At 38.7% G+C, this 22,598-nt stretch carries 22 protein-coding genes, 1 tRNA gene and 1 pseudogene; 13 read left to right on the forward strand and 11 right to left on the reverse strand.

The window, feature by feature from the left end:
- Nucleotides 1–43 precede the first annotated feature (43 nt).
- From B9T34_RS18805 to B9T34_RS02235, 5 genes are all read right to left on the reverse strand, one after another.
- Entirely contained in the window at nt 44–217 is a 174-nt protein-coding gene (locus B9T34_RS18805) for a hypothetical protein (RefSeq protein WP_171265094.1), read from the reverse strand.
- Nucleotides 218–709: 492 nt separating this feature from the next.
- Nucleotides 710–1,294: a TetR/AcrR family transcriptional regulator gene (locus B9T34_RS02220; RefSeq protein ID WP_086211513.1), complete on the reverse strand. Its 585-nt coding sequence runs from the start codon at nt 1,292–1,294 to the stop codon at nt 710–712.
- Between the two features lie 385 nt (nt 1,295–1,679).
- Nucleotides 1,680–2,612, reverse strand: a complete 933-nt coding sequence (locus B9T34_RS02225; protein WP_086211514.1) for an electron transfer flavoprotein subunit alpha/FixB family protein — start codon at nt 2,610–2,612, stop codon at nt 1,680–1,682.
- A gap of 18 nt (nt 2,613–2,630) precedes the next feature.
- Nucleotides 2,631–3,383: an electron transfer flavoprotein subunit beta/FixA family protein gene (locus B9T34_RS02230; protein WP_086211515.1), complete on the reverse strand. Its 753-nt coding sequence runs from the start codon at nt 3,381–3,383 to the stop codon at nt 2,631–2,633.
- 1 nt (nt 3,384) lies between these two features.
- Complete coding sequence (locus B9T34_RS02235; protein WP_086211516.1) at nt 3,385–4,740, reverse strand: MFS transporter; 1,356 nt, start codon at nt 4,738–4,740, stop codon at nt 3,385–3,387.
- 296 nt (nt 4,741–5,036) lie between these two features.
- On the opposite strand from B9T34_RS02235, the gene B9T34_RS02240 reads away from it, so the two are divergent.
- Both B9T34_RS02240 and B9T34_RS19160 read left to right on the forward strand, forming a co-directional pair.
- Complete coding sequence (locus tag B9T34_RS02240) at nt 5,037–5,804, forward strand: enoyl-CoA hydratase/isomerase family protein (protein WP_086211517.1); 768 nt, start codon at nt 5,037–5,039, stop codon at nt 5,802–5,804.
- A 611-nt stretch (nt 5,805–6,415) separates the two neighbouring features.
- Nucleotides 6,416–7,191, forward strand: a pseudogene (locus B9T34_RS19160) (nitroreductase).
- A 1,340-nt stretch (nt 7,192–8,531) separates the two neighbouring features.
- Here B9T34_RS19160 and B9T34_RS02255 read toward each other — a convergent pair.
- Complete coding sequence (locus B9T34_RS02255) at nt 8,532–9,107, reverse strand: TetR/AcrR family transcriptional regulator (protein WP_086211519.1); 576 nt, start codon at nt 9,105–9,107, stop codon at nt 8,532–8,534.
- Between the two features lie 317 nt (nt 9,108–9,424).
- Between B9T34_RS02255 and B9T34_RS02260 the strand changes: the two genes are divergently transcribed.
- The 6 genes from B9T34_RS02260 to B9T34_RS02280 all read left to right on the forward strand — a co-directional run bounded on the left by B9T34_RS02260 (nt 9,425) and on the right by B9T34_RS02280 (nt 12,914).
- Nucleotides 9,425–10,288 carry a hypothetical protein gene (locus tag B9T34_RS02260; protein WP_086211520.1) on the forward strand — a complete coding sequence of 288 codons (864 nt, stop codon included), beginning with the start codon at nt 9,425–9,427 and terminating at the stop codon, nt 10,286–10,288.
- A 521-nt stretch (nt 10,289–10,809) separates the two neighbouring features.
- Complete coding sequence (locus B9T34_RS18820; RefSeq protein ID WP_171265095.1) at nt 10,810–10,950, forward strand: hypothetical protein; 141 nt, start codon at nt 10,810–10,812, stop codon at nt 10,948–10,950.
- Between the two features lie 69 nt (nt 10,951–11,019).
- The gene (locus B9T34_RS02265) at nt 11,020–11,298 is read left to right on the forward strand and encodes a hypothetical protein (RefSeq protein ID WP_086211521.1); all 279 of its coding nucleotides are present in this window, start codon (nt 11,020–11,022) and stop codon (nt 11,296–11,298) included.
- Between the two features lie 222 nt (nt 11,299–11,520).
- Nucleotides 11,521–11,943: a hypothetical protein gene (locus B9T34_RS02270; protein ID WP_086211522.1), complete on the forward strand. Its 423-nt coding sequence runs from the start codon at nt 11,521–11,523 to the stop codon at nt 11,941–11,943.
- Between the two features lie 15 nt (nt 11,944–11,958).
- A complete protein-coding gene (locus B9T34_RS02275; RefSeq protein WP_086211523.1) occupies nt 11,959–12,264 on the forward strand; it encodes a hypothetical protein in 306 nt (101 codons plus the stop codon).
- An 89-nt stretch (nt 12,265–12,353) separates the two neighbouring features.
- A complete protein-coding gene (locus B9T34_RS02280) occupies nt 12,354–12,914 on the forward strand; it encodes a hypothetical protein (RefSeq protein WP_086211524.1) in 561 nt (186 codons plus the stop codon).
- A gap of 103 nt (nt 12,915–13,017) precedes the next feature.
- Here the strand turns inward: B9T34_RS02280 and B9T34_RS02285 are convergent, their stop codons facing one another.
- Nucleotides 13,018–14,271 carry a hypothetical protein gene (locus tag B9T34_RS02285; RefSeq protein WP_171265096.1) on the reverse strand — a complete coding sequence of 418 codons (1,254 nt, stop codon included), beginning with the start codon at nt 14,269–14,271 and terminating at the stop codon, nt 13,018–13,020.
- A 176-nt stretch (nt 14,272–14,447) separates the two neighbouring features.
- On the opposite strand from B9T34_RS02285, the gene B9T34_RS02290 reads away from it, so the two are divergent.
- The 3 genes from B9T34_RS02290 to B9T34_RS02300 all read left to right on the forward strand — a co-directional run bounded on the left by B9T34_RS02290 (nt 14,448) and on the right by B9T34_RS02300 (nt 16,961).
- Entirely contained in the window at nt 14,448–14,633 is a 186-nt protein-coding gene (locus B9T34_RS02290) for an AlpA family phage regulatory protein (RefSeq protein WP_086211657.1), read from the forward strand.
- 166 nt (nt 14,634–14,799) lie between these two features.
- Nucleotides 14,800–15,975: a YagK/YfjJ domain-containing protein gene (locus tag B9T34_RS02295; RefSeq protein ID WP_086211526.1), complete on the forward strand. Its 1,176-nt coding sequence runs from the start codon at nt 14,800–14,802 to the stop codon at nt 15,973–15,975.
- The gene (locus B9T34_RS02300) at nt 15,972–16,961 is read left to right on the forward strand and encodes a hypothetical protein (protein WP_086211527.1); all 990 of its coding nucleotides are present in this window, start codon (nt 15,972–15,974) and stop codon (nt 16,959–16,961) included. The genes B9T34_RS02295 and B9T34_RS02300 overlap by 4 nt, the downstream gene beginning before the upstream one ends.
- A gap of 100 nt (nt 16,962–17,061) precedes the next feature.
- Here the strand turns inward: B9T34_RS02300 and B9T34_RS02305 are convergent, their stop codons facing one another.
- A complete protein-coding gene (locus tag B9T34_RS02305; protein ID WP_086211528.1) occupies nt 17,062–17,433 on the reverse strand; it encodes a hypothetical protein in 372 nt (123 codons plus the stop codon).
- Nucleotides 17,434–18,410: 977 nt separating this feature from the next.
- Between B9T34_RS02305 and B9T34_RS02310 the strand changes: the two genes are divergently transcribed.
- Both B9T34_RS02310 and B9T34_RS02315 read left to right on the forward strand, forming a co-directional pair.
- The gene (locus B9T34_RS02310) at nt 18,411–18,638 is read left to right on the forward strand and encodes a hypothetical protein (protein ID WP_086211529.1); all 228 of its coding nucleotides are present in this window, start codon (nt 18,411–18,413) and stop codon (nt 18,636–18,638) included.
- Nucleotides 18,639–18,771: 133 nt separating this feature from the next.
- A tRNA-Thr gene (locus tag B9T34_RS02315) sits at nt 18,772–18,847 on the forward strand.
- Between the two features lie 56 nt (nt 18,848–18,903).
- On the opposite strand, the gene B9T34_RS02320 is transcribed toward B9T34_RS02315, so the two are convergent.
- From B9T34_RS02320 to B9T34_RS02330, 3 genes are all read right to left on the reverse strand, one after another.
- Entirely contained in the window at nt 18,904–19,740 is an 837-nt protein-coding gene (locus B9T34_RS02320; RefSeq protein WP_086211530.1) for an SAM-dependent methyltransferase, read from the reverse strand.
- 3 nt (nt 19,741–19,743) lie between these two features.
- The gene (locus tag B9T34_RS02325; RefSeq protein WP_139841243.1) at nt 19,744–21,042 is read right to left on the reverse strand and encodes an FAD-dependent oxidoreductase; all 1,299 of its coding nucleotides are present in this window, start codon (nt 21,040–21,042) and stop codon (nt 19,744–19,746) included.
- 432 nt (nt 21,043–21,474) lie between these two features.
- A complete protein-coding gene (locus tag B9T34_RS02330) occupies nt 21,475–22,353 on the reverse strand; it encodes a pirin family protein (protein ID WP_086211531.1) in 879 nt (292 codons plus the stop codon).
- Between the last annotated feature and the right edge of the window lie 245 nt (nt 22,354–22,598).

A 22,598-nucleotide genomic window follows, 5' to 3' on the forward strand; every position in this document is an offset into this window, starting at 1 on the left:
AACTTTGAGCTTTTATTAATTAAGCTCAAAATTTTTATTTCGTTTAATTTATACGAGCTATAAATAGCATCACTTCATCATTATATTTAATGGCAGGAAAAAGGCTTAAATCTTTACGGTTTAAGCCTTTTTTCTTTAAAACCTGGCATATTTTGCTAAGTTTTGGAAGATATTTGGGGGGAATAGCGTCAATTAAATAAAATACTAACCCATTCATTCCAAAGCTATTTTATGGAATAAAAAAATAATTAACCCAATTTTGACCCATTAAATTTAGTCCTTTGAATCACTTAACAATCTTGTTCAAATTTTATCTCTTGATTCGAAATTTTATATTTTTTTTCAACAATGAAAGAAATATTAAATCAATAATTTATAAATTAACTCTAATTACTATTTTACTAAGACTTATTTACTTCCATTCATCTTAACTTAAAGATTTAATCATGTGCTATCTATCAAAAAACTCAACTCTTTATAAATAATTTATTTTTAAATATTTCACTCAATCTAAAGAGTATGCCCAGTTACTCAATTTTATAATTAGTAAATTCATAAAAACATTAATAATAATTAAATGTTATAGAGTATTAAATGAAACCCTATGATTAAAAACCCCCACATTCAGAAGCAAAATATCTAACAAGCTTATTCAAATATTAAAGCACCTCCAAGCTGCTTTATCAAAGAGAATATCCAGATTTAAATATTAAATATTAATGACTTGATCAATATAAAAGTTTATCAATTTTTCTTTATTCATCCCTGCTTGTTTACAGCTGTTTGAACTGATAAGCAGAGCAACCCCATAGGTAATACTCCAAATATAAGAAAAATAATCACGAACAGAAAATACACTTCCCATCCGTTTTAAATGCTCCGCTGTAATGTCTTTCATTTCGAGAATTCTTTTTTCACGTATAGAATACAGCTCGTCAAATAAATAGTTCAGTTTTCGTTCTTGACTGGTAATCTGTTCCTCTATTGTATGTAGTCTAATCGTGCGATTTGAATTATTTAAATGATACAACATAAAATTTGATAAAAACGTCTTGATATCTTTATTGTAGTGTATTGAAATATCTAATAACCGTTTTTCATTTTGGATTAAAATTTCCAAATATATTTGATTTTTACTCTTAAAATATTTATATATGGTGCCCTTTGCCATATCTACTTCTTTTGCTAAATCATCTATTAAAACATACTGACAATTATCAATTAAAAGCCTTTCTGCCGACTCCAAAATTTTTTGTTTGTTTAATATGGTTTTTTGATTTCTCACTGTACTCATATCATTTCCGCTGATAATATTCTAATATTTGACAAAACTAATTTAATTTAGATAAATAAAACAAATAATTACAAGACTTAGATACAGGTAAAATACTTCTCAAAGGGGTTTTTCCATTACTTTGAACATCATCACATACAAAAGGTTTTATTGTATAAAAAGATAGAACTGGCGCAGATGAACGTCTACATAAAATTGTTTTAAAAATCATAAATCGCTGTGAAATTCCATTGATTATCTATCCCCCTTTTTATCATTAAATGTTTTACGCTCACCCTACATATACTCCAGATCAAAATTCACTGGAATCACTGGATTATAAAATCCATTGATCCAGCCTTTAGCTATAAAGGCTGGCTTTTTTGATTAAGGCTAACAAATATCTTTAAATATGAGACACTAATTCTGGAACAACAGTGTTCAAGTCACCGACTAACCAGTAGTCTGCTACTGCATTAATTGGCGCTTCTTCGTCTTTGTTGATCGCAACGATCACTTTAGACTCTTTCATGCCTGCCAAGTGCTGAATCGCACCGGAGATACCTACAGCGATGTACAGTTCTGGCGCAACGATTTTACCTGTTTGACCAACTTGCATGTCGTTTGGTACGAAGCCAGCATCTACTGCAGCACGTGACGCGCCTTGAGCAGCACCCAGCTTGTCAGCCAATGGGTCAAGTACAGTGTGATAGTTTTCACCTGAACCAACACCGCGGCCGCCAGATACAACAATGCGTGCAGCTGTTAATTCTGGACGTTCAGATTTAACGATTTCTTCGTTAATGAACTTAGAAATACCCGCATCGCCAGCAGAAGCAAGCGCTTCAACTGCAGCAGAACCGCCGTCGCTTGCAACTGGATCAAATGCAGTACCGCGTACAGTTGCAACAACGATTGATTCGTCAGATTGAACTGTAGCAATCGCGTTGCCAGCATAGATAGGACGCTTGAATGTATTTGCTGAATCGACTGCAGTAATGTCAGTGATCATGCTGACATCAAGAAGCGCAGCTGCGCGTGGCAGAATGTTTTTACCCGTTGTTGTAGACGCAGCAAGAATGTGCGAATAGCCAGAACCGATAGAAGCAACTAATTTACCTACGTTTTCAGCCAATTGGTTAGCATAAGCAGCGTCGTCAGCAAGCAATACTTTGCTTACGCCAGCAACTTTAGCCGCTTGGTCAGCAACCGCTTGCGCGCCTGAACCAGCAACCAATACAGTGATATCACCACCGATTTTTTGCGCTGCAGCAACAACGTTTAAAGTAGCGCCGTTAAGTGCTTTGTTGTCGTGCTCAGCGATAACTAAAATACTCATGATTTTTATCCTTCTGTATTAGATCACTTTCGCTTCGTTTTTCAATTTTTCTACAAGCTCGTCTACAGACTTCACTTGTACGCCCGCTTTACGTTCTGCAGGCGCTTCAACTTTAACCGTTTTAAGCTTAGTTGCAGGGTTTACGCCATAATCAGCCGGTGACTTGGTATCCAGCGGTTTTTTACGCGCTTTCATAATATTTGGAAGAGCTGCATAACGCGGTTCGTTCAAACGCAAGTCAGTGGTGATGATTGCAGGAAGCGCAAGTTCTACAGTTTGCAGACCGCCGTCAATTTCACGCATCACTTGTACTTTGTCGCCGTCAACTTTCACTTCTGAAGCGAAAGTTCCTTGGCCTGCGCCAAGAAGAGCGCCAAGCATTTGGCCGACTTGGTTTGAGTCATCATCAATGGCTTGTTTGCCTAGAAGGATTAATTGAGGCTGTTCCGCTTCAACCACACCTTTTAAAATTTTAGCAATTTCAAGCGCGCCTAGCTGGCTGTCATCAGCTTCAACTAAGATACCGCGGTCAACGCCAAGCGCCATAGAAGAACGGATTTGTTCTTGAGCTTCTTTAGGACCAATAGAAACAACAACGATTTCTGAAACAGTTCCTTTTTCTTTTAAGCGAACCGCTTCTTCCACTGCGATTTCACAGAATGGGTTGATTGACATCTTAACGTTTGTTAAGTCAACACCACTGTTGTCCGGTTTAACACGAACTTTAACGTTGGCATCAACCACACGTTTTACAGCAACAAGAGCCTTCATGTTACACTTCCTCAGCTTTTAAATTAAAATTGGTTTTACTCTGCACTTGCGCCATATCTGCGCGTTTATGATTAATCAGAGATAAAGCCACAGCACCTATTAAACCTGCCAAAGCAATCACAAAGAAGTTTTGCTGAATCGGCAAATTTAACGACACAATAAAACCAATTAATAGCGGTGCGCCAATTGCGCCTAAACGCCCTACGCCTGAAGCCATGCCAATTCCCGTTGAACGGATCACGCTTGGATAAAATTGACCGCAGTATGAATATGCAACAATTTGCGCACCTGTTGAACAAGCACCTACAACAGCAATAATGAAATACAGCATGCTGGTCGACATAGGCATGGTCATTAAATACAAAAAGACACTGCCCAAGGCATACATAATGACCAACACCCATTTAATGTGGAAGCGATCTGCTAACCAGCCGCCACCGACTGCGCCAACAATTGCGCCAATATTCAGCGCGATCACAAAAGTAAGTGCGGAACCTAATGAATAGCCTGACATTGCCATTAACTTGGTGAGCCAAGTGCTTAACGCATACACCATAAACAGGCAGGTAAAAAATGCCACCCAAAACATCAGGGTACTGAACGCGCGTCCGTCACTGAATAACAGCCCCACCGTCGGTTTTAGATTACTATTTGATGAACCATTGACAAAAACCGCATCCGCAGGGAATTGTGCTTGCGGTGCAATTTGCTCTGCAATCTTACGCAGTTCAGCCTGTTTATTTTTCTTCACCAAATAAACCACTGATTCCGGCATGGATTTCAAGATAAAAGGCAGCAAAACAACTGGTATACCTGCAGCATAGAACACCACCTGCCAGCCATATTGCACAATAAACTGCTTGCCTAAAACCGCCGCTAAAATTCCGCCTACGGCATAACCCGAAAACATCAATGAGGTCATGACATTACGCACTTTCTTCGGTGAATATTCCGTCATTTGCGCAACCACATTCGGCATTACGCCGCCAATGCCTAATCCCGCAATAAAACGCACGATGCTGAATGTCACAGGATCATCGGCTAAACCCGCAATCGCAGTAAAAGCACTGAATAAAAATACACAAATGGCAATGGTTAAGCGGCGGCCAATTTTATCGGCAAGACCGCCAAAAAAAATAGCGCCAATCATCATTCCAAATAGCGCTGAACTCGCCATAAATCCAGCCGTTGAAGCACTTACATTCATTTGTTCCATAATTGAAGGTAAAGCTGCGCCTGCAACAGAAATATCATATCCATCCAGAATGATAATCAGCATGCACCACATTAAAACTTTGGCATGAAAACCGTTGAATTTAGCTTCACTCGCTAAATTCTGCATATCGACTTGACTCATCAATCAACTCCTTGATTGTTATTGTTGTTGTAGTTCTTTACTGTTTTTAGCATTCCGTTTGCCATACGCATCCAATTGCTGTCTGGATATTTCTGACAGAAATCAAAACCCGAACTTGTTGAATAAACAGCCAGATCAGATTAGTGAATGATTGTTTTTATGTCAACACCATTACATATATATTAATAAAACACCTAGATAATTGGCATACTTTCAATTTATTTATATTTAGATATTGACATAAAAACAATTCAACCTATGCTTTTTATAAATCTAATTTTCCAAGGAAATGGAACATGCTTGTTAAACTTCACTATGAAAACAATATTGCGGTTATTCGATTGCACCGCCCTGAAGCAAGAAATGCATTAAATGCAGATATGATTGAAAATTTACAAGAAATTGTGTCAGAAATTTCAACACTGAATCTACGTGCCGCCATCTTCACTGGTGAAGGCAAAGCCTTTTGCGCGGGTGCAGACATCACCGAATTACTGAATAAAAGTCCTGCAGAACATTTGCATAAAATACAAATCGGTCAGGCCTTATTCCAGCAAATACATGAATTAAAATTTCCAACACTGGCCTGTATTCATGGCCTGGCTTTGGGCGGCGGACTTGAACTGGCGATGGCTTGTACATTTAGAATATGCAGTCCTGATGCAGGTCTTGGACTGCCTGAAATAAAACTCGGTTTAATTCCTGGTTATGGCGGAACACAGCGCTTACCGCGTTTAATTGGGGTATCAAAAGCGCTTGAAATGGTTGCCAGCGGCAGAATTGTGTCTGCAGAAGAAGCCTATACCATCGGCCTGGTAAATCAGATTATAGAAATGCCAGATCCAATTGAAAGCGGAAAAGCCTATTTAAATTCATTAGCAGCACAATTTCCAGTAGCCATTCAGCAAATTATGCAGGCGGTTCAATCTGCAACCGATTTAAATATTCATCAGGGGCTCGAATTGGAGGCCAAACTTTTTGTGGAATGCAGCCAAAGCGCTGATGCTGCTGAAGGCATACAAGCTTTTCTAGAAAAACGGAAAGCGAATTTTAGCCAACAATAGTTTTAAGTTTGTTTTGTGCAGATATGCGAACTGCAAATATCAATAGAAAACACACTTAATAATTATGCCAGATTCAAAGCTTGGAAATTACGATCAAACTATATATTTGATTCTTAATTGGCTGTTTTTAAAGTTTTTTCAAGCAAGTAACCGTATTGATCAGCAATGTTTACATGTATCTGATATTTCACTATTTCATTGCTGCGTGATGGGCACGCTTTCATGTCCGCACCTCAATAATGCAGGCATTTCAGTTTCAGATTTAACCGAATACTTAGTGATTATCCGGCAAAGTTTAAACAATGCTTTAAAAATGATTAGAGCGTGAAGGCTGTGTACAGCTTGTCAGCTCTCATCAAGACAACAAAGCCAGCTCTATTTACAGGAACGTTTTTTATTTTCTGTCCCCAAGCCATGTCTGACTTTGTCTTAGATGTTTTAGCCAGCTTAATTCACTTACTCAACAAGTTGAATATACGCCTCAAACAGAGCCGCATTGCACAACCTGATGCTGACACGATTGGTACGGTTTTGGTTTCTAGCAATGCGCTAGGTTTTGGACTGATAAAATTTATAACGTTACTTAAAATCAAAATTAAAAGGAGTTTCAAATGCAGCAACATACCTTGGTGGATCAAGCCATTAGCTCAAGGCATTCTGTACGCGCTTTTAAAAATACCCCACTTGATACACAGACCATCAAAGATATTTTAAACATCGCCTGCCGTGCACCGTCAGGCAACAATATTCAGCCTTGGAAAGTTTATGTCGTGAATGGCCAAAAACGCAAAGAGCTGATTCAGCAGGTCTGTGCAGTGCAAAGCCAGATTTTTGCGCAGCCTGAAATTGCAAGCCGTCATCAAGAAACGTTTAAGTATTATCCTGAGCAATGGACATCGCCATTTATTGAGCGCAGCCTGAAATTGCAAGCCGTCATCAAGAAACGTTTAAGTATTATCCTGAGCAATGGACATCGCCATTTATTGAGCGCCGCCGTGAAAATGGCTGGGGACTTTACGGTTTGCTGGATATTAAAAAAGGTGAACAGCAAAAAATGCAGCAGCAGCATTTACGTAATTATCAGTTATTTGATGCTCCCGTAGGCCTATTTTTTACTTTAAGCACAACTTTAGAAACTGGCTCAAAAATGGACATTGCAATGATGATTCAAAATGTCATGATCGCAGCCAAAGCACGTGGAATTGATAGCTGTCCTCAAGCTGCATGGAATCCATTTCATCAAATTGTTGCTAAAGTGCTTGGTATTCCTGAAAATGAAGAACTCGTTTGTACCGTTGCCTTGGGTTACTCAGACCAAACGCAAGTGGTGAATCAATTACATACACCGCGTGTTCCTGCCGAAGAGTTTGCTGTTTTCTATGATTAAAATCAAAAGATTAAAAGGCACATAAGGTGCCTTTTATTTTAGTCTTGCTGAATGATATTTTTATGCCTTAAAACGTTCAATGCATCTTCAGAAACAAAACGGTTTAAAATTTTGTCAGTACTTCATCCAAATAAGGGGGTGCTTTAACATATTGGACTGGCATTCTAGACAATTGAATGGGTAAACCAATCAAAAGATAATTTGAACGTAATGGATGCTCCATACTAACAAGCATTTCACGCGATATCAGCTGCTCTTCTTCTAATTAATGCTTGCTGTAAAGCATTAGTCATACCAACCGGAACCGTCACCGCATGAATACCTTCGACCCAAAACTTTGCGGATTGAGTCATAAAATGCTGCTGCAACAACGCTTTAATTTCTTAACGATGGGTCACACGGCCCTGCAAGAATTAGACTTAAATCAAGAACTTTAAAGCCTGTCAAAGCACCTATAATTTTTCTAGTTAGTTTTTGACTTCCATTCATTAGGTGTGCTGAATATATAATTTGCCATTAAAATCATAAAATTATTTGAAAAAACCAACTGGCATAAATCACTTAAATTATTAAAACACAATTATTTATTATGAATTGAGTCAATAGATGATAAAGCATAAGCAGCAATTATTACTGCTGAAATTTTTATAAAATTGGATGTTGGTTTATCTTTTGCAATGAGCCAGAAAATTAAAATGTCTTTTTAAATTGATTGAACCATTGCTTGATTCTTTGATCCCCACTGGAGATTAAAAAGCCTTCGATATCTAATCCTAAGAGCGTTTTACCTAGCTTGTCTTTAAGCTAGGACAGGATCGGACGATACAGCCAATAAAAAAGCCCTTAAATATTGAATTTAAGGGCTTTTTTACATTCAGTCGAACATCTCTGAATTGAATTTTGGTGGGATGGCGTCAATTGAACTCAAAACCCAATCCAATGATTTTAAATATTAATTTAAATAATCTAGAAATTTTGTACCCAATTTTTACCCAAATCAGATTTAGTGTAATGTGTTTGCATCAGCTGGCGACTCATCATTCAACGGACGAGCATTCAGCTGCTACTTCATTCAGGTGTTATGTATCTAAAATTATTTAGGATGAATTTTATATAAAGCTGTCTAAATATATAAAAACTTTTGCAAATAAGAAAAACCTAAATTTAGCTTTAAAAAGGGATTTAAACTTCCTCATTCTCGAAACTAAGCACAACAGTTTTTTAGAGTAAAAAATAAATGGAGCAGGGTTTTGATCAAAAAATGATTAAATATTGAACTTTTATTTCTTTTATAAAATCTTATTTTGTAGCTTAACTAAAGTATSAAATRCGTGCAGTGATCAACAACAATTCAATGTCTGCATTTTTTCTTCAAATTTAATCAGTTTCAAGATATATGACCACGTATCTTCAGGAGAAAAGAGCTCTTTACTGATGAGCGCATTTATCGTTAAACCATCTAATATACCGATAAAAAAATTTGCTATATCTACAGGCTTATTAATTTTGAGCTCTCCAAAGACATCCTGCACTAGCTGCGACAACCAAGTTCTATATTCATCAATTGGTTTTTTTACAGAAGAATACATTATCAATATTTCTAAAGAAGCTTTATTGAACATACACCCATTAAATTGATTTGAAAAAATCCAATCTATATACCAGTTATATATACCTTGCAACCTTAAAAGCGGCTCATTAATACCTGCTAATTTCGACTCAATAGCACTTTGGATATCTAATTTTCTTTGGTAAAGACAAGACTCAATTAATTTTTCTTTAGATGGGAAATATTTATAAAAAGTCATTTTTGCGACTTTAGATTCTAAAATAATTTTATCAACACCTACAGAATTGTAGCTACCCTGATTAAAAAGAGCAGTAGCTATGCTTATTATTTCCTCTTTCTTAGACACTGTAAAAACTCTCCAAAACAGACAAGGCTTAGCCAAACTTTTTAAACTTAGATACAGATAATAACGACGCAAGAGTAATCAAAAAAAAAATGAGATGCAAACAAAAAATTTAAAATTATTTATTATTAATCCATAGTTTACAATCAATTTACAGCCAACTTTTTTTATTAAAGTCAATTGCTTTCTTCAAAAAACATACATAAAATCAATTTGTTAAGAAATGAGTGAAAAATGAACTTTGACAGTGTTTTTCTGTGGCATAGATATCAAAAACTCAGTGCTTGACTCATTAATCCACAATATAATTGAGAATAGTTATGCTTAAAAAGTTTGAAAAATTTGATGACCCCCGTCAAAATGCTCTTGCTGAGATACAAAAAAGTATCCCTGCAATTCAGTGGGAGGATAACTTAAAATTTCTCAAGAGTCTGAGAAAAACCATAGCTGACCATCCAGTTTCAACACATCCAGCGATTGAAATCCTCAATAGTGGCTTATTAAATAGAGACACCCTAAAAAAAATTCATCTCGAATACCGTCATGCCATAGTTCAAATTTTTACTGATGCCTTATTAATGGCTCAATTTCAAACAAAACAATTAGAACCTAATCTTCATTCTGGAGCAAAACTCGCACCGCGTTTTTTGTTGAGTCTGAATATATTAGATGAATTTGGATTCCGACCGGGTTTTGATCAAAATAATTATTATCAAGGCAACCCTGCTTATGCACATTATCCATTATTTGAAGACTTATTAAGTCAATATGGCATATGTGAAACGGAACGCCAAAAATATCAGCCGACTGCTATCTCAAATGATGTCAGAATCTTCTTAGAGCAATCTTACGATAGTTACAAAAATGTATTAGCCCTTCTTGCTGTCGCTGAGGAAGAGGTGATTCTTTTCAGCCCACCATTACGTCAAGCAACTAAAGCTGCAGGAGTTGATGTTGAAGGCGGCGGTTACTATTTTGTTCATGGTGTATCCAGTGATGAAACAGCCGAGGCCGCAGATGATGATCATCAAGATGATCTTTGGTATGCCCTAGCCCAAGCAATTACGGCTGATGACTATGAACAACTGAGCAGTTTATGCCTAGAATACTGCAACCTATGGAATGCTTTTTGGGATACTCAAATTTCAGAGATTGAAATAATGCCCGAATTAAAGGCTGTGTGATTTCCATAAAAGAGTTATTTTTCGACTCATCGATATCTTTCAGAGAATGGAAGATATCGAAACTAATTTTCTTCACTTATTAAGCAGATTAATTGCATACTATTTAGCGTCATTTCTAATAATAAACTTTTATAAATTTTAATTACCTACTACAAGCTCTTTATGAATTGACCAGCTTTCAGCTTAGCATTATGATTCACTTGCTGGCCTACATTGCCAGCCGGTTTTAGCAGACCGTTTAGCCAAGCACACTAAAAAGTCTATCTTTTTGGTGGGCAACCTTGTGTGTCCTCCTTTGCGGCGGAACGGGAGGGGGACACCTTCGGGTGTGCTGATCCTTTGGCTATCAGTCTGCTAACCCCCTTTTGTTTCGCCACCATTATTTAGCAGTAATGTGGTGAAACTTCTTTCATAGCCAAAGGAGTCATAACCATGACTGTTTCTCTGTTTTATATTTCTCATTTTATTCCGATTTCACTCCGCTCATCTGAACCGAACGGCAGCCCTGCTTTGCATTGCTAATGAAGATCTTTGCCCGTCTGATTCTCATCATCGGCGTATTGGTCTGGCTTGGCCCTGCAGTCATTGGTTTTTTTGCTGTACTGCTGGTGTTCTGGCTTTTGGTTGCATTGGCTGGCTGGGATAAGCCGCCCCGCGAATAAAACCGCCCCTACCTGAATGCTGAATTGGAATTAGGCTTTGATCGTCCTCTGTTTACGACAGGAGTCATCATGTCTTTTATTTCTGCACTGCCCATGCTGGGCGCTATTCTGCTCACCGCCGTTTCTCTAGCCGGCTGTGAAAGCAAAGCCAAACGTGAATTCAATGCTGGATGCCAGTCCGGCGGAACCGACCGTTCAACCTGCTCTTGTGTCTATGACAAACTTGAAGCGCGGTATTCTCCGGCCGTGATGCAAAAACTCAGTGAGCAGCATCTGAATCAGTTTGATTTACCGCCTGATTTTGCTGACAGCATGCTTGCCGCTGCCCAATACTGCCAGTCCCGCTAGGAAGAATAACCATGAAAATTAAACATTATTTAATTGGGGCATATATCGTCATTGCCTTGCTGTTTTCCTTTTATTTAAAGGGGTGCAGTTCAACTGCAAACGAAAGCTATTCTTACAATTTGGGCAAGGCGGCGGTTTGGCCAATCTCAATGTTTAACTGATCTTTGAGCGTTAAACAGCATCTTGCAATATTAAACAACAAGAATTTGGAACTTTATTTTTATGAACAGCTCAATAATGAAAGCTTTTTTACAGGGCGGCGCCATCATGGCTTGCCTATTCGGCGCTACGCTCAGCCATGCTGATGTCCAAAGCATGACTAAAATCTACAACAGTCCACAAACCGCACCCAAGACGCAGCGCTGTAAAGGCAATCAGAACTGCAATGCTTTTTATGCGCTGTCAAAGCAGTGGCTGTCTATTCCTAATAATTTTACCGCCTATGGCGACAATATTAAGAACTATGCCAAGGCGGGAGACGGTTACGGTCTTTGGAAAGGCGCCAGCTTCAAAAAACAGCGCAGTATCGATCTGTCACAGGCGGCTGAACCCATTTTTTATAATGCAGGGGGAGCCTCAGCAGCGGATGAACGTATCTTTGCGCAAGGCTTAGCCGTGCTTATCTATCTTGAAAATAAGAAATAAGAAGGAATTGAATCAATGCAAAAATTAATACTGGCGCTTAGCCTGGCTGCCTTCGCACCGCTTGCTTTAGCCAAAGCTCCACAAGTCACCGTTGTCGTTAAAAAAATCGAAGGCTTTGGAGAATCAGGAGATGCTTTTACCTTTAAGGCGGTTTCAGGCAAACGCTATATGGTCTATAACGCAGGCGGCGCCAACCCCATTGCAGGAGAAAAATTCATTCAGCAATCGGCCCGCTCCCAACAAAAAATCTGTCTGATTTTAGACAGCTATTCCAGTGAACCGCGAATGGTCGATGCCGTAAAAAAAGGCGCATGTAAGTAATTCACACACTGCCCTTTATCTGAACCCATACCCGCTGGATTGGGCAGATAAGGGGCATTGCTCATTATTTTTGGGATTGCGGGGAAGATATGCATTATTTAAAAACTGGGCTGATCGTCAGTGTATTGATTTTTTTAGGGGCCTGTCAGGATAAACCGGCAACCGATGCAGGTACTGCCACAGAAGCTGATGCTGAAGTTGATCCAAAGCTGCAGGCCTTGCTGGATACACCTGTGAGTGAGTTGACAGAGGATAAGCTTCGGGAATATATGGGGGATGACTACGATCCCAGCGTACTGGCAAAAGAACCGGCCCCTGCAGCTGTTGAGGGAGATGCTGAGGCTGCTCCTGAATCCGCAGCAGAACCGCAATATAACGAAGAGTTTGAACTTAAGGTTTATCGTGAAATCACGGACTCAACCATGACGGGTTACATTGATAAAATTGATATCCTGTCTCTGAATGACCAGCCGACCACCATAAAAAATGTGGTCGTTAATCGGGGCAATTGCAGAGTGATTAGTTTATATGACTATCAAAATATGCGTTACGGTTCCGCGGCTTTAGCCTATCCGCGCTGCAATGCAGCGCATATTCGGGAAGTCGCTATCAGTACTGCTCACGGGACTTATACCTATCGGATAGGATAAAGACGAGTGCATGATTAATTTAATTCATGCACTAATCTGTACGTAATATCAAGCTATATATCAATATAGAATTAGTATGTTTAAGTTATTCCAAGCTATTGTTTCAATTTAATAATTTTCTATGATTAATAGCATTTGATCGAATACTTCCCCCACTGATTTTACCCTCTGTAAATAAATCCGATGTAAGGTGCCATGTATCAAATTTACCTTCAGTTTTAGACTTAACGTTAATCTCAACCTTTTCAAAACCTTTTTCAAGAAACTTAAAAAATGCTTTGTTGAATTTTTTTTTGTCTGACCTTGAGAACTTAGGCTCAGCTAGATTTTCACTATTGGAAACCTCAACGAGCTGGATTTTATGCTCTTTAATATACTTAGCTTCAAAATAAAAAAGCATTAAACTATGCATTATTGTTTCTATAGATTTTTTCTTCTCAACAAAGTCATATATTGTTTTTTGATTTTTGGGTAATGCTGTAAACATTGCTTCTGCCAATCTAGTAACTTGATCAAGTTGCTCTAAGTCCCTAAGTTCACCTTTTTGAACATTTTCTTGAATTCTTTTTTCAGAGTGCAGTTCGGTCATCTCATAGTTAAAAAAATGCCAACGAATAAGATGATGTAAATGTTTGAGTAGAAATTGCAAAATAGTATCAATCAAGGCGATCGGCTCATGCTCAAGCGAAAGATAACTGACGGTATCAGCAATTGGATTACATTGAGGAGCCTGTACACCATACAAAAACCAATTATGAAATACAGAAAAATGTTTCTTATTTAAATGCTGACTCCTATAGTTTTCTAACTCAGTAAATGCTTGCATGCTGTACGGAGAGTAGTAAGGAATTAAACTTAATAAGCTCATCAAATTAGTTAAAAGGGGTTCTTTTGAATCTTCCAATAATTTTAAAATTTTATAGTACTTAAAAAATATCTGTTCAAATTGATCTGGAACTAAAAAAGAATAAATATTATAGCGTTCTACAAATCCAGCTGGATTCAACGCTCTAAGACGGGCATCTGGATAAAACCCGATATGCGTATTAACTATCCAATCATGAATTTGGTCTTGTTTGTACCCTAAGCTTTCAAATACATCTATATTATTTGGTTTAGAACCATATTGATGATAATTCCAAAAATACTGAACTAGTTGTTGCTTAAATTCCTTTTCAAAATTCATAGTATCTATAGATATTTTTTCAATGTTAATTCTCGGGGGGTGTGAACTCAAGAACCTATCAGCTGCTACTTCAATATCAAGGTTCTTCTCTTCATACCATGCACATTCTTCGGCATATATTTGTCTAATTTTCACTCTTTCAAAAGAATAAACAACTACGATCTTCATCATCAAGTCAAACATTTTTTCAATTTTTTTACTATTAGGGTTCATAGTGTAAAGAACTAGCATATTCTAATCACACTTTACCTATTCTCTAATGGCTCTACAACAAGTACGTTGTGCAATTAGCTGAAAAATAGATGAAAACACACCACGATAAAGATAACTCATCCCCTACTTTAAGAATGTTAAAGCTTAAAGCAGTGGTTGAAAAATGCCAGATTAGTCGCTCAACCATTTATGACAAATTAGACAGCAAATCAAAACGTCATGACCCCGATTTTCCAAGCCCAAGAAAACTTGGAATAAACAGTATAGCTTGGCTTGAATATGAGATCGATGAATGGCTCAAAACTCGAACTAGATACTAATACTATCAAGCATAACTTTCATAAAAACCAAATCCCTCTTTCTCATATATACAAGGGATGACGCTTGAGCATCATCCCTGTAGAGCAGTCATGTCTACGTTTAGAGAATTTAGGTTTTTTAATTTAATTATTAATACATTAATCAAATATACACAGGATAAAACAAGTGAACTTATCACTAAACGATGAAAATCCATGTAATACAACAGAGCTATCAACTTATCAAGAGAAAGGATATTTCTATATAGCGAACGATCCTGCTCTCTACATGCTCTTTACGGTCATTAACATTGTACAAGCCATTAGCAAAGATCCAATTCACAATCTTTTCCTTATGGACAAGAACGGAAGGGCTTTAGCTGCAAACAACCGATCTATAGAACAAGCACTAACTAGCCGCATATCAATCCATGATCTTGCGGACTCTAATTATACTTGTGAACATTTGGATATTTTTACTGAGGCATATCAAGTTGCTGTCGCTCCTTATATTCACCCTGAAGATGAGTATAGTTTCTGGAAAGCTCAACCTAATTGTAAATTTGATATTTTAACCAGCGCGCATGGTTTGATTAAAGGCTCTAGATCAGCAGCCTTGCTTAAAAACAACTTGATTAATGAGATCTGTCAACTAACAGATCAGCCTAAATTTAAAATAGCGCAATACGAACGTGCTAAAAAAGCCAAACATCAATACGAACAAGCAAGCAAACTGGTGAATAGCCTTAAAAAATCTTTTAGTAAGCTTTTAGTTTTACGTATTGATTTTTGTTGGAAAAACCAAGCTGCTTCGACTATTGATGAAATGAAAACCTATTTCTCACGATTTCTGAAAAAATTTCATCACGAAAAAAACTTACCCAACATTGTAGGTTATCTATGGAAACTTGAGTTTGGCCAACAAAAAGGCTACCACTACCATTGTATCTTTTTCATGGATGGCAATAAGTTTCAGCGTGATGGTTATTATGCCGAAGTGATTGGTCGATACTGGAGCAAACTCACCTTAGACAAAGGTTTTTACTACAATTGTCACCGCGACAAAATTAAATACCGCAACTTGGCAATTGGCATGGCTCATCATGATGATCAGAGCTTTTTTAACAATCTTGACCAGGTTCTATTGTATATCTGCAAGCAAGATCAGTTTTTAATCAGCAAGCGCCTTCTTACTCCAAAATTACGCGTATTTGGCACCAGCCAGCGGCCTTCCAAAGCAAAGATGGTTGGGCGTCCACGCAAATTCAAAACAATACCCACAGACACAACTCTATCATCAAAACTTGCCGTTATTGCTAAAAACAGATCAGCATTCAATCACAATCAGGGGATTCAAAAATGAGCTTAAATCAACTTATACAACTTAATGCTTTAGATTTAATTGGTAATCAACGCAACTTAGCGAATATGTTTTACCTTGAAAATTTGAGCAATACAGCCCATCTAATAAGCTTAAAGAGTTCAAAACCATTTCAAGTCAAGGGCGAATTATTAACTCCAACCGCTGCCCTGCTTCAATTGGATGGAGTGATTAAAAACACACTGCAAATGATCCAGCTTGGCTTTACTCCGCCAATTGAATTACATACAAGCCCGTATGTGTTGAGCAAAGCAGCCGCGGCCTTGATGCTAAAAACCTATCACATTGCCATGCAACAGCAATGGTTCGATCTGCTGGCGATTAACAATCATCCATATAAGGCCCAAATACATTTATCGCTGCTTCAGCTCTGGAATGAAATTCGCGGATACTCAATGAGTGCTGAAGCTGAAAAGGAAGCTAAAGGCCGCAACAGGCTAATTACTGAACAACGCAATCAGAATTCCCGCATTGTGAGCCGTTTGCTCATTGAACACACTAATATTCAGATCAGTAAAATTTCATATCCTTTTGCTATAGCTTGCAATACCCAACAATTGGACATGAATAAAGTTGAAAAGACTTTAGTTAAGCTGAAAAGCAGGATGGTTGATCAGCTTCAACAATTGAATAAAGGTAATCTGCTCTCTCTGCAATGGCGTATACAGAGAACTTTACCTGGGCAATATTATGTAAATTTTTTAATCTATCATTCAGAACAACAGCCATTGCAGTTGCCACAGAATCAGGAACAGTTTTTAAATAGTTTCAGTGAGTCTGAACAGCTAATCATTAGACTGGATTTATCGAGTGTTATAACTCAATTCATCAGAATTGAACGTGATAATTTTCAGGGAACCAACTTGGAACAATGGAAAGTAATTTTTAACAGCATGCTGTATCCTTTGAAGTATTACTACTATCAATCCAAAGTAATCTCAGCAAAGTTTGAATACATCATGTACTGATACCATTTGGTTTTATTTACTTAAATAGCCCAATAACTAATTATTGGGCTATTTAATATCTAGTCAACACTCTACCCATTAAGTAGAAAACTAAATACCATCAATCTTCAAAATTTGCCCATACATCGTAAATCATATGCTTGTTATCGACTTCAAATAACATGCACACAAGCAACCGATACTTCTCGATTTTTAAAGCTTCATTTACTGCATCTTCTGCCGCTACATAGATTTGTGCTAAATCAGGAATCTTTACATAAATTCGGTTTATAACCATCTCCGTTTCTTCAACCTTACCTACAAATTCATCCTCATCATACAAATGAATGACATACCCTAAAAATTCAGCGGTATCAGGCAAATCTAAATGGCGCTTAGCTTCTTCTATAGTGATACGCTCACCCACAAGCTTTTCTTGTTGAGCTTGAGCTATACGCTCTTGCAAGGAGCCTCTATTTTTTGCTTGTCCCATCTTACTACCTTTTTAAAATAAAAAACTTAATGAACAATATATGCATATATTTGTCATATCTTGGCTAGGCCCCAAATACCTGCATAAAGATTTATGACAATTTATACAATTCAATTTTAAGTATTTAATTTATATAAATTTAATATATTATCCCTAGAATAGCAATTTCCCAGTTAAGGCTGACATTTTTTCTCAATTTTTAGCAATTCAAATAAATGGGGGATGATTGGGGGATTTAATAAATTACAAAAAAATATAATCAATAATTATCAACATCTTATATAAAAAATATGACTCCCTCTCTCGCCATATTCTATTCTCATGATGATTCATGAGGTCTTAAAAAGCTTAAATCTAAAGGGTTTAGGCTTTTTTTGTGACTCAAATTCAGTGTCCATCACGCAAGTTTAAGTTTTCTTTCGACACAATCTGCAAAATTCAGAGAAAAAAAAGCCGTATCGAGGGATGATACGGCTGTTAAAGGTGCTCAACTTCTGCTTCTGAGGATGCCCATTAAACTGGTTCGGCTTAATGGACAAATACAGTATCTGCCCCCAAGATGAAGCAAAGCTTAAGAGCAGAAAAAACGTCTATGTTCCGCCAGATGAATCTATGTTGCGTTTTGGCTGCATAAATACAGACCGTCTGATGCCGCATTCCAATACCCGTTGACTCTTCATGCATAACAAATATATGAAATAAAATTCAAAAACATATAATTAAAGACAATCAGCACATCTCAAACGGGCTATTTACTGACACGATTTATTACAAATAGAAAATTTAGCGCCTAAAGACAATTGCTACAGTCTGTGTTAAAAAATAATTAATGCAATTTATTCAGGGTATTGCACGGCACATTTATCTATTCATTCAAATTGAGCATGAAGCAGAAACTTTTAATTTCCACTTGATCCACTTTTACTAAACAGCATCATCGAACATTCAACATAAATAACTGCTATTCGGGAGAACACATGAATAACAGCCAAAACTATGTCAAACAGATCAAGAATGCGAAACGGGGCGGCTACACACCAACCATAGCCAAGGACATTAATAAACATAAGATTCAAAAAGCCCTTAAACTGATTGAACAATGGCGAGATTTAGCCAGTGAACTGAAGCCCCAGCTGCAGCTGGACACAGCATTTACCCTTGAAGAATGCGCGCAAGACCTAGACAAAATACTGCGCAGCAAATAAATACCACCTCTCTTCCCAGTACGGGCATGGTCTGAGAATGAACAGCTATGCCCTTTTTGAATGACGCAATCTATTCAATCGCTCATTTTTTGGCTTGCACCTTAAAAAAAAATCTGTAGAATGCTTTCACAACGCCGGCATAGCTCAGTTGGTAGAGCAACTGACTTGTAATCAGTAGGTCCACAGTTCGAATCCGTGTGCCGGCACCATTTCTTAGCCTCGCTTTTTAGTGAGGCTTTGATGTTTCTGCACCACGCATTTTTCTTTAGGCGCTGCCTTTCTGCGCCGCAATCTGCACATATCTCACCATGCCTGATGCATATAGCGTCCGGCACAGCTTGGCTGTCATCTGTATTTTAAAATGTTCCAAGCCTTGAGACGGCGCAGATGCTTTTAAAGCTGTTTCTGCATAACGTGCAAAGCCCGCCAGCACCTGCTCGCTCAGATCTTCAATCTGCACCGTTTTAAATTCATATTGCGCTAAACACTGGCGCAGCGCCTGCTCTGTCATTAAATTCTGCAGATTCACATCGGCGGCTTTGAGCAATGCCTGCAATTTCAGCCGCTGCAGCGCATTTAAATTCAAAAAATCATCCGACAGCATTAAGGTGTGAAAACCCAAATATCCATTTGAATTCAAAACAGAAGCTGTGGATAACAGGAATGAATTTAAAGTGCTGTGATACGCCGCATCAATACAGAGCACGGCATCAAAGGTTTTTTGAGGGAAAATCTGTTTTAAATTTAAAAACGAACTGCAGTGAATTTCAAACTTTGAATTTAAATTTTTTTGGATTTGGGCAACGCAAGCGGGCTGCAGTTCTACTGCGCTAAGCTGCTGAATTTGATAATGCTGCTGCCAATGCTGCAGGCTGGCGCCATGACCGCAGCCCAGGTCTAAAACGGTATCTTCAGACTTCAGCTGTATGGCTTGCGCCAAATGATCCGCCAGCGCTTGGCAAGCCTGCGGATACGATTGTGTATCCGCCTGCCAGAACCCTAAATTGCTCCAAGCCAGTTCGGCTTCATCTCCCAGCAGGTTTGCATTAATTGCATATTTATGCTGCGGAAGAAAATTTCGGACTGTTTGAAGCCATGTCATGGATTAGTAACCGAGCTGAGGAGCAACCTCCACTTTAGGTTTTAATCCCACAAACGGCAATGGTGCGCCAAAAATTTCTGCAATATGCATCGCAGAAGTCACCGCAGATTCTAAAATCGGCAGGCCGTCGCATGACCATGAACCGCAATAGAACACTTTACGGTTCAGCGTCTTATGGCGCTGCTGCAGCTCTTTATTCAATGCCACCGTGTCTGAGTCCACCACAGCGCGTGTCAGTGTCACAGTCGAAATGACTTTTTTCGGATCAATCGGCGTGACTGGACGCCAAGTTTGAAACACGGGTGTTTTACCGACGAGGCTAGGTTCAATCGAATTCAGCCAAACCGTAAACTGCTGCTTGGTAAATTTACGGTCCATCATATAGCTCAGCACAGCCCAATCTTTACGGTTTGGCGGCATCACAGTCGGATCAGTATGAATGACTAAATCGCCCTGCTCAAATTTGAATTTTTTCAGTAAGGCAATATCGTCAGCAAATTGCTTTTGATCCAGAAACTCTTCAATTTTCGTGGTGGGTGTTGCCACAACAACGCGGTCAAATTCTGTCACTTGACCTTGCGTATTGGTCACTAAAACTTTCTCGCCCTGCTCTTGAACAGAGGTAATGGCTGAACCGCTGACAATATTGATATTTTCAATCAGCTTATTGACCAATGCTGGCGTGCCGCCTTGCAGGCGAAGCAAAGCATCGCCATCCGTTAATTGGCGCAGGAACACCAAAAGCGGTTTTGCAGGCCATTCACCAATGGTTTTAGGATTGCAGGTGCAGATGGTATAGAGCACAGGCATCACTGCGCCATGCAAAAAGACTTCTTCAATATCATTGCGGTTAATAAATTCCGCGAGCGTAATATCTTGGTCGCTGGATTTAAAAAACTTCGCAATTGCTGTTTTCAGCTGCAGCATGCCTTTAACCAAGCGCCAGCCATATTGCTGAATGCCTTTGCGGTTATTGATAATCGGGAAATTGCCAATCCGGCTGCGCGACGTGGTCAGCCAAGTTGAGGTTTTTTCTTCAAATAGCCAGCTGCACGCCATATAGGTGCGCACTGGAAAGGTCTTAATGCCTAGATAGGCCGCCAAACTTAAAGTATTGCTCCAGAGATGCGGATTCATCACCCGCAAAGGGGCATCAATCAAGCCGCCTTCAAATTCGGTGCTGTGACTGTCCATACCGCGTCCAGGCAGAGCTTCAAAAATTGTAATCTGGTGGCCTGCGTCTTTTAGAATTCTCGCGGCAGCAAGCCCAGCCATGCCGCTGCCGATGACTGCAATATCCAATCTTCTATTCCGTATGTAAAAATTTTCATAAAATTATGACCCATGCGGGCAAAAAACTGGTTATTAAAAACTACCAGAATACGGCCTTTTCAAAATTTGATACAAAAACCCACAAAGGCCTATATTTACAATTCTTAACACAGAAATTCAATCACAATAAATATAAGAAAAACCAGAAATTATTTTAATAAATAAAAATAAATCATTGAAAAACAATAGCCATATATTAACCATTTTTTGAATTTTAATTTTACTTTTGAAAAAATAAACGCTAATATTTGCCACACAAAACGATAACTGCATCACAAAATCTTAATAAGAATTTAAAAGTGGCAGCAGCACAAGAAGAACTCTACAGCGTAAAAAAGAAAAAGCCCCTGAACATGTTCAGGGGCTTCATTTTTTTCAGTATACGCTGCTCAGCGCCAGCCATTAAACCGACTGAACAGGGATTTCGCCAAATTTTCCTTGATTGAAATCTTGGAAAGCTTGCATAATTTCCTCTTTAGTGTTCATCACGAATGGCCCATAGCCTTGAATCGGCTCATTCAGCGGTTCGCCTGTCAGCACCAAAAACTGGGTATCCTGATAAGCCTGCAATTGAATTGCTGGATCACCGTCACGGGCAAACATGACGATTGAGCTGTCCAATACTTTCTGGCCGCCATTGACCGCCACTTCACCTTTCAGCACCACCAGCAATGCATTGTGCCCAACTGGAACATGCACAAAGGTTTCATAGTCCGCTTTTAACTCGCCGTCCCACATATTGACTGAGCTGAACGTCTGCGCTGGACCATGATGGCCGCCAAACTCACCTGCAATGACCCGGATGTGGCCTGCGCCGTCATCCATGTCTATGCGTGGAATATCCGCCGCAGTAATCGCTTGATAGCGCGGTTCAGTCATTTTGTCTTTAGCAGGCAAATTCACCCACAGCTGCACCATTTCAAACAAACCGCCATGCTGCGCAAAGTCTGGAGAATGAAACTCTTCATGCACTAAGCCAGAGCCTGCCGTCATCCACTGCACATCGCCTGCCTGAATCGTGCCTCCGCCGCCGGCAGAATCTTTATGCGTCACTTCACCTTGATAAGCGACGGTCACGGTTTCAAAACCGCGGTGCGGGTGCGAACCAACCCCATGCTGTGCAGTGGTTGGATCAAAATGATACGGCGCCGCATAGTCTAAAAGCAAAAATGGGCTGATGGCTTGCCCTAAGCGGTCATAAGAAAACAGATTTTTTACAGGAAACCCATCTCCGACCCAGTGCATGCTTTGGTTGCGATATACGCCTATTACTTTCTTCATCTTTTTACTCCTATCCGCAATAGGATGAACATGGGCACATTTTAGTCCCGAATACTGCTTAAAAACAGTCATGAATCAGAATGCAGTTTCTTATTAATAAGACAATATAAATGTTTTTAGGGATTTAAAAGTCCATTAAAATCCTAAATATAAGCAAATATTTCAAATTATCCCATTTTTATGACTTTTAGTCTCAAATTCAACCTTGAATTTATCCTAAATATAAAACTAATATACTATCCGTA

The organism is Acinetobacter sp. ANC 3813 (genome assembly GCF_002135435.1).
Taxonomy (GTDB): domain Bacteria; phylum Pseudomonadota; class Gammaproteobacteria; order Pseudomonadales; family Moraxellaceae; genus Acinetobacter.

What these genes read in the sequence shown, in the direction of transcription:
- B9T34_RS18820 (WP_171265095.1), top strand. Translation starts at nt 10,810, where the DNA reads ATGAAGATCTTTGCCCGTCTGATTCTCATCATCGGCGTATTGGTCTGG.
- B9T34_RS18805 (WP_171265094.1), bottom strand. Translation starts at nt 217, where the DNA reads ATGAATGGGTTAGTATTTTATTTAATTGACGCTATTCCCCCCAAATAT.
- B9T34_RS02260 (WP_086211520.1), top strand. Translation starts at nt 9,425, where the DNA reads ATGCTTAAAAAGTTTGAAAAATTTGATGACCCCCGTCAAAATGCTCTT.
- B9T34_RS02285 (WP_171265096.1), bottom strand. Translation starts at nt 14,271, where the DNA reads ATGATGAAGATCGTAGTTGTTTATTCTTTTGAAAGAGTGAAAATTAGA.
- B9T34_RS02230 (WP_086211515.1), bottom strand. Translation starts at nt 3,383, where the DNA reads ATGAAGGCTCTTGTTGCTGTAAAACGTGTGGTTGATGCCAACGTTAAA.
- B9T34_RS02305 (WP_086211528.1), bottom strand. Translation starts at nt 17,433, where the DNA reads ATGGGACAAGCAAAAAATAGAGGCTCCTTGCAAGAGCGTATAGCTCAA.
- B9T34_RS02330 (WP_086211531.1), bottom strand. Translation starts at nt 22,353, where the DNA reads ATGAAGAAAGTAATAGGCGTATATCGCAACCAAAGCATGCACTGGGTC.
- B9T34_RS02280 (WP_086211524.1), top strand. Translation starts at nt 12,354, where the DNA reads ATGCATTATTTAAAAACTGGGCTGATCGTCAGTGTATTGATTTTTTTA.
- B9T34_RS02265 (WP_086211521.1), top strand. Translation starts at nt 11,020, where the DNA reads ATGTCTTTTATTTCTGCACTGCCCATGCTGGGCGCTATTCTGCTCACC.
- B9T34_RS02220 (WP_086211513.1), bottom strand. Translation starts at nt 1,294, where the DNA reads ATGAGTACAGTGAGAAATCAAAAAACCATATTAAACAAACAAAAAATT.
- B9T34_RS02290 (WP_086211657.1), top strand. Translation starts at nt 14,448, where the DNA reads ATGTTAAAGCTTAAAGCAGTGGTTGAAAAATGCCAGATTAGTCGCTCA.
- B9T34_RS02275 (WP_086211523.1), top strand. Translation starts at nt 11,959, where the DNA reads ATGCAAAAATTAATACTGGCGCTTAGCCTGGCTGCCTTCGCACCGCTT.
- B9T34_RS02300 (WP_086211527.1), top strand. Translation starts at nt 15,972, where the DNA reads ATGAGCTTAAATCAACTTATACAACTTAATGCTTTAGATTTAATTGGT.
- B9T34_RS02270 (WP_086211522.1), top strand. Translation starts at nt 11,521, where the DNA reads ATGAACAGCTCAATAATGAAAGCTTTTTTACAGGGCGGCGCCATCATG.
- B9T34_RS02310 (WP_086211529.1), top strand. Translation starts at nt 18,411, where the DNA reads ATGAATAACAGCCAAAACTATGTCAAACAGATCAAGAATGCGAAACGG.
- B9T34_RS02320 (WP_086211530.1), bottom strand. Translation starts at nt 19,740, where the DNA reads ATGACATGGCTTCAAACAGTCCGAAATTTTCTTCCGCAGCATAAATAT.
- B9T34_RS02235 (WP_086211516.1), bottom strand. Translation starts at nt 4,740, where the DNA reads ATGAGTCAAGTCGATATGCAGAATTTAGCGAGTGAAGCTAAATTCAAC.
- B9T34_RS02225 (WP_086211514.1), bottom strand. Translation starts at nt 2,612, where the DNA reads ATGAGTATTTTAGTTATCGCTGAGCACGACAACAAAGCACTTAACGGC.
- B9T34_RS02240 (WP_086211517.1), top strand. Translation starts at nt 5,037, where the DNA reads ATGCTTGTTAAACTTCACTATGAAAACAATATTGCGGTTATTCGATTG.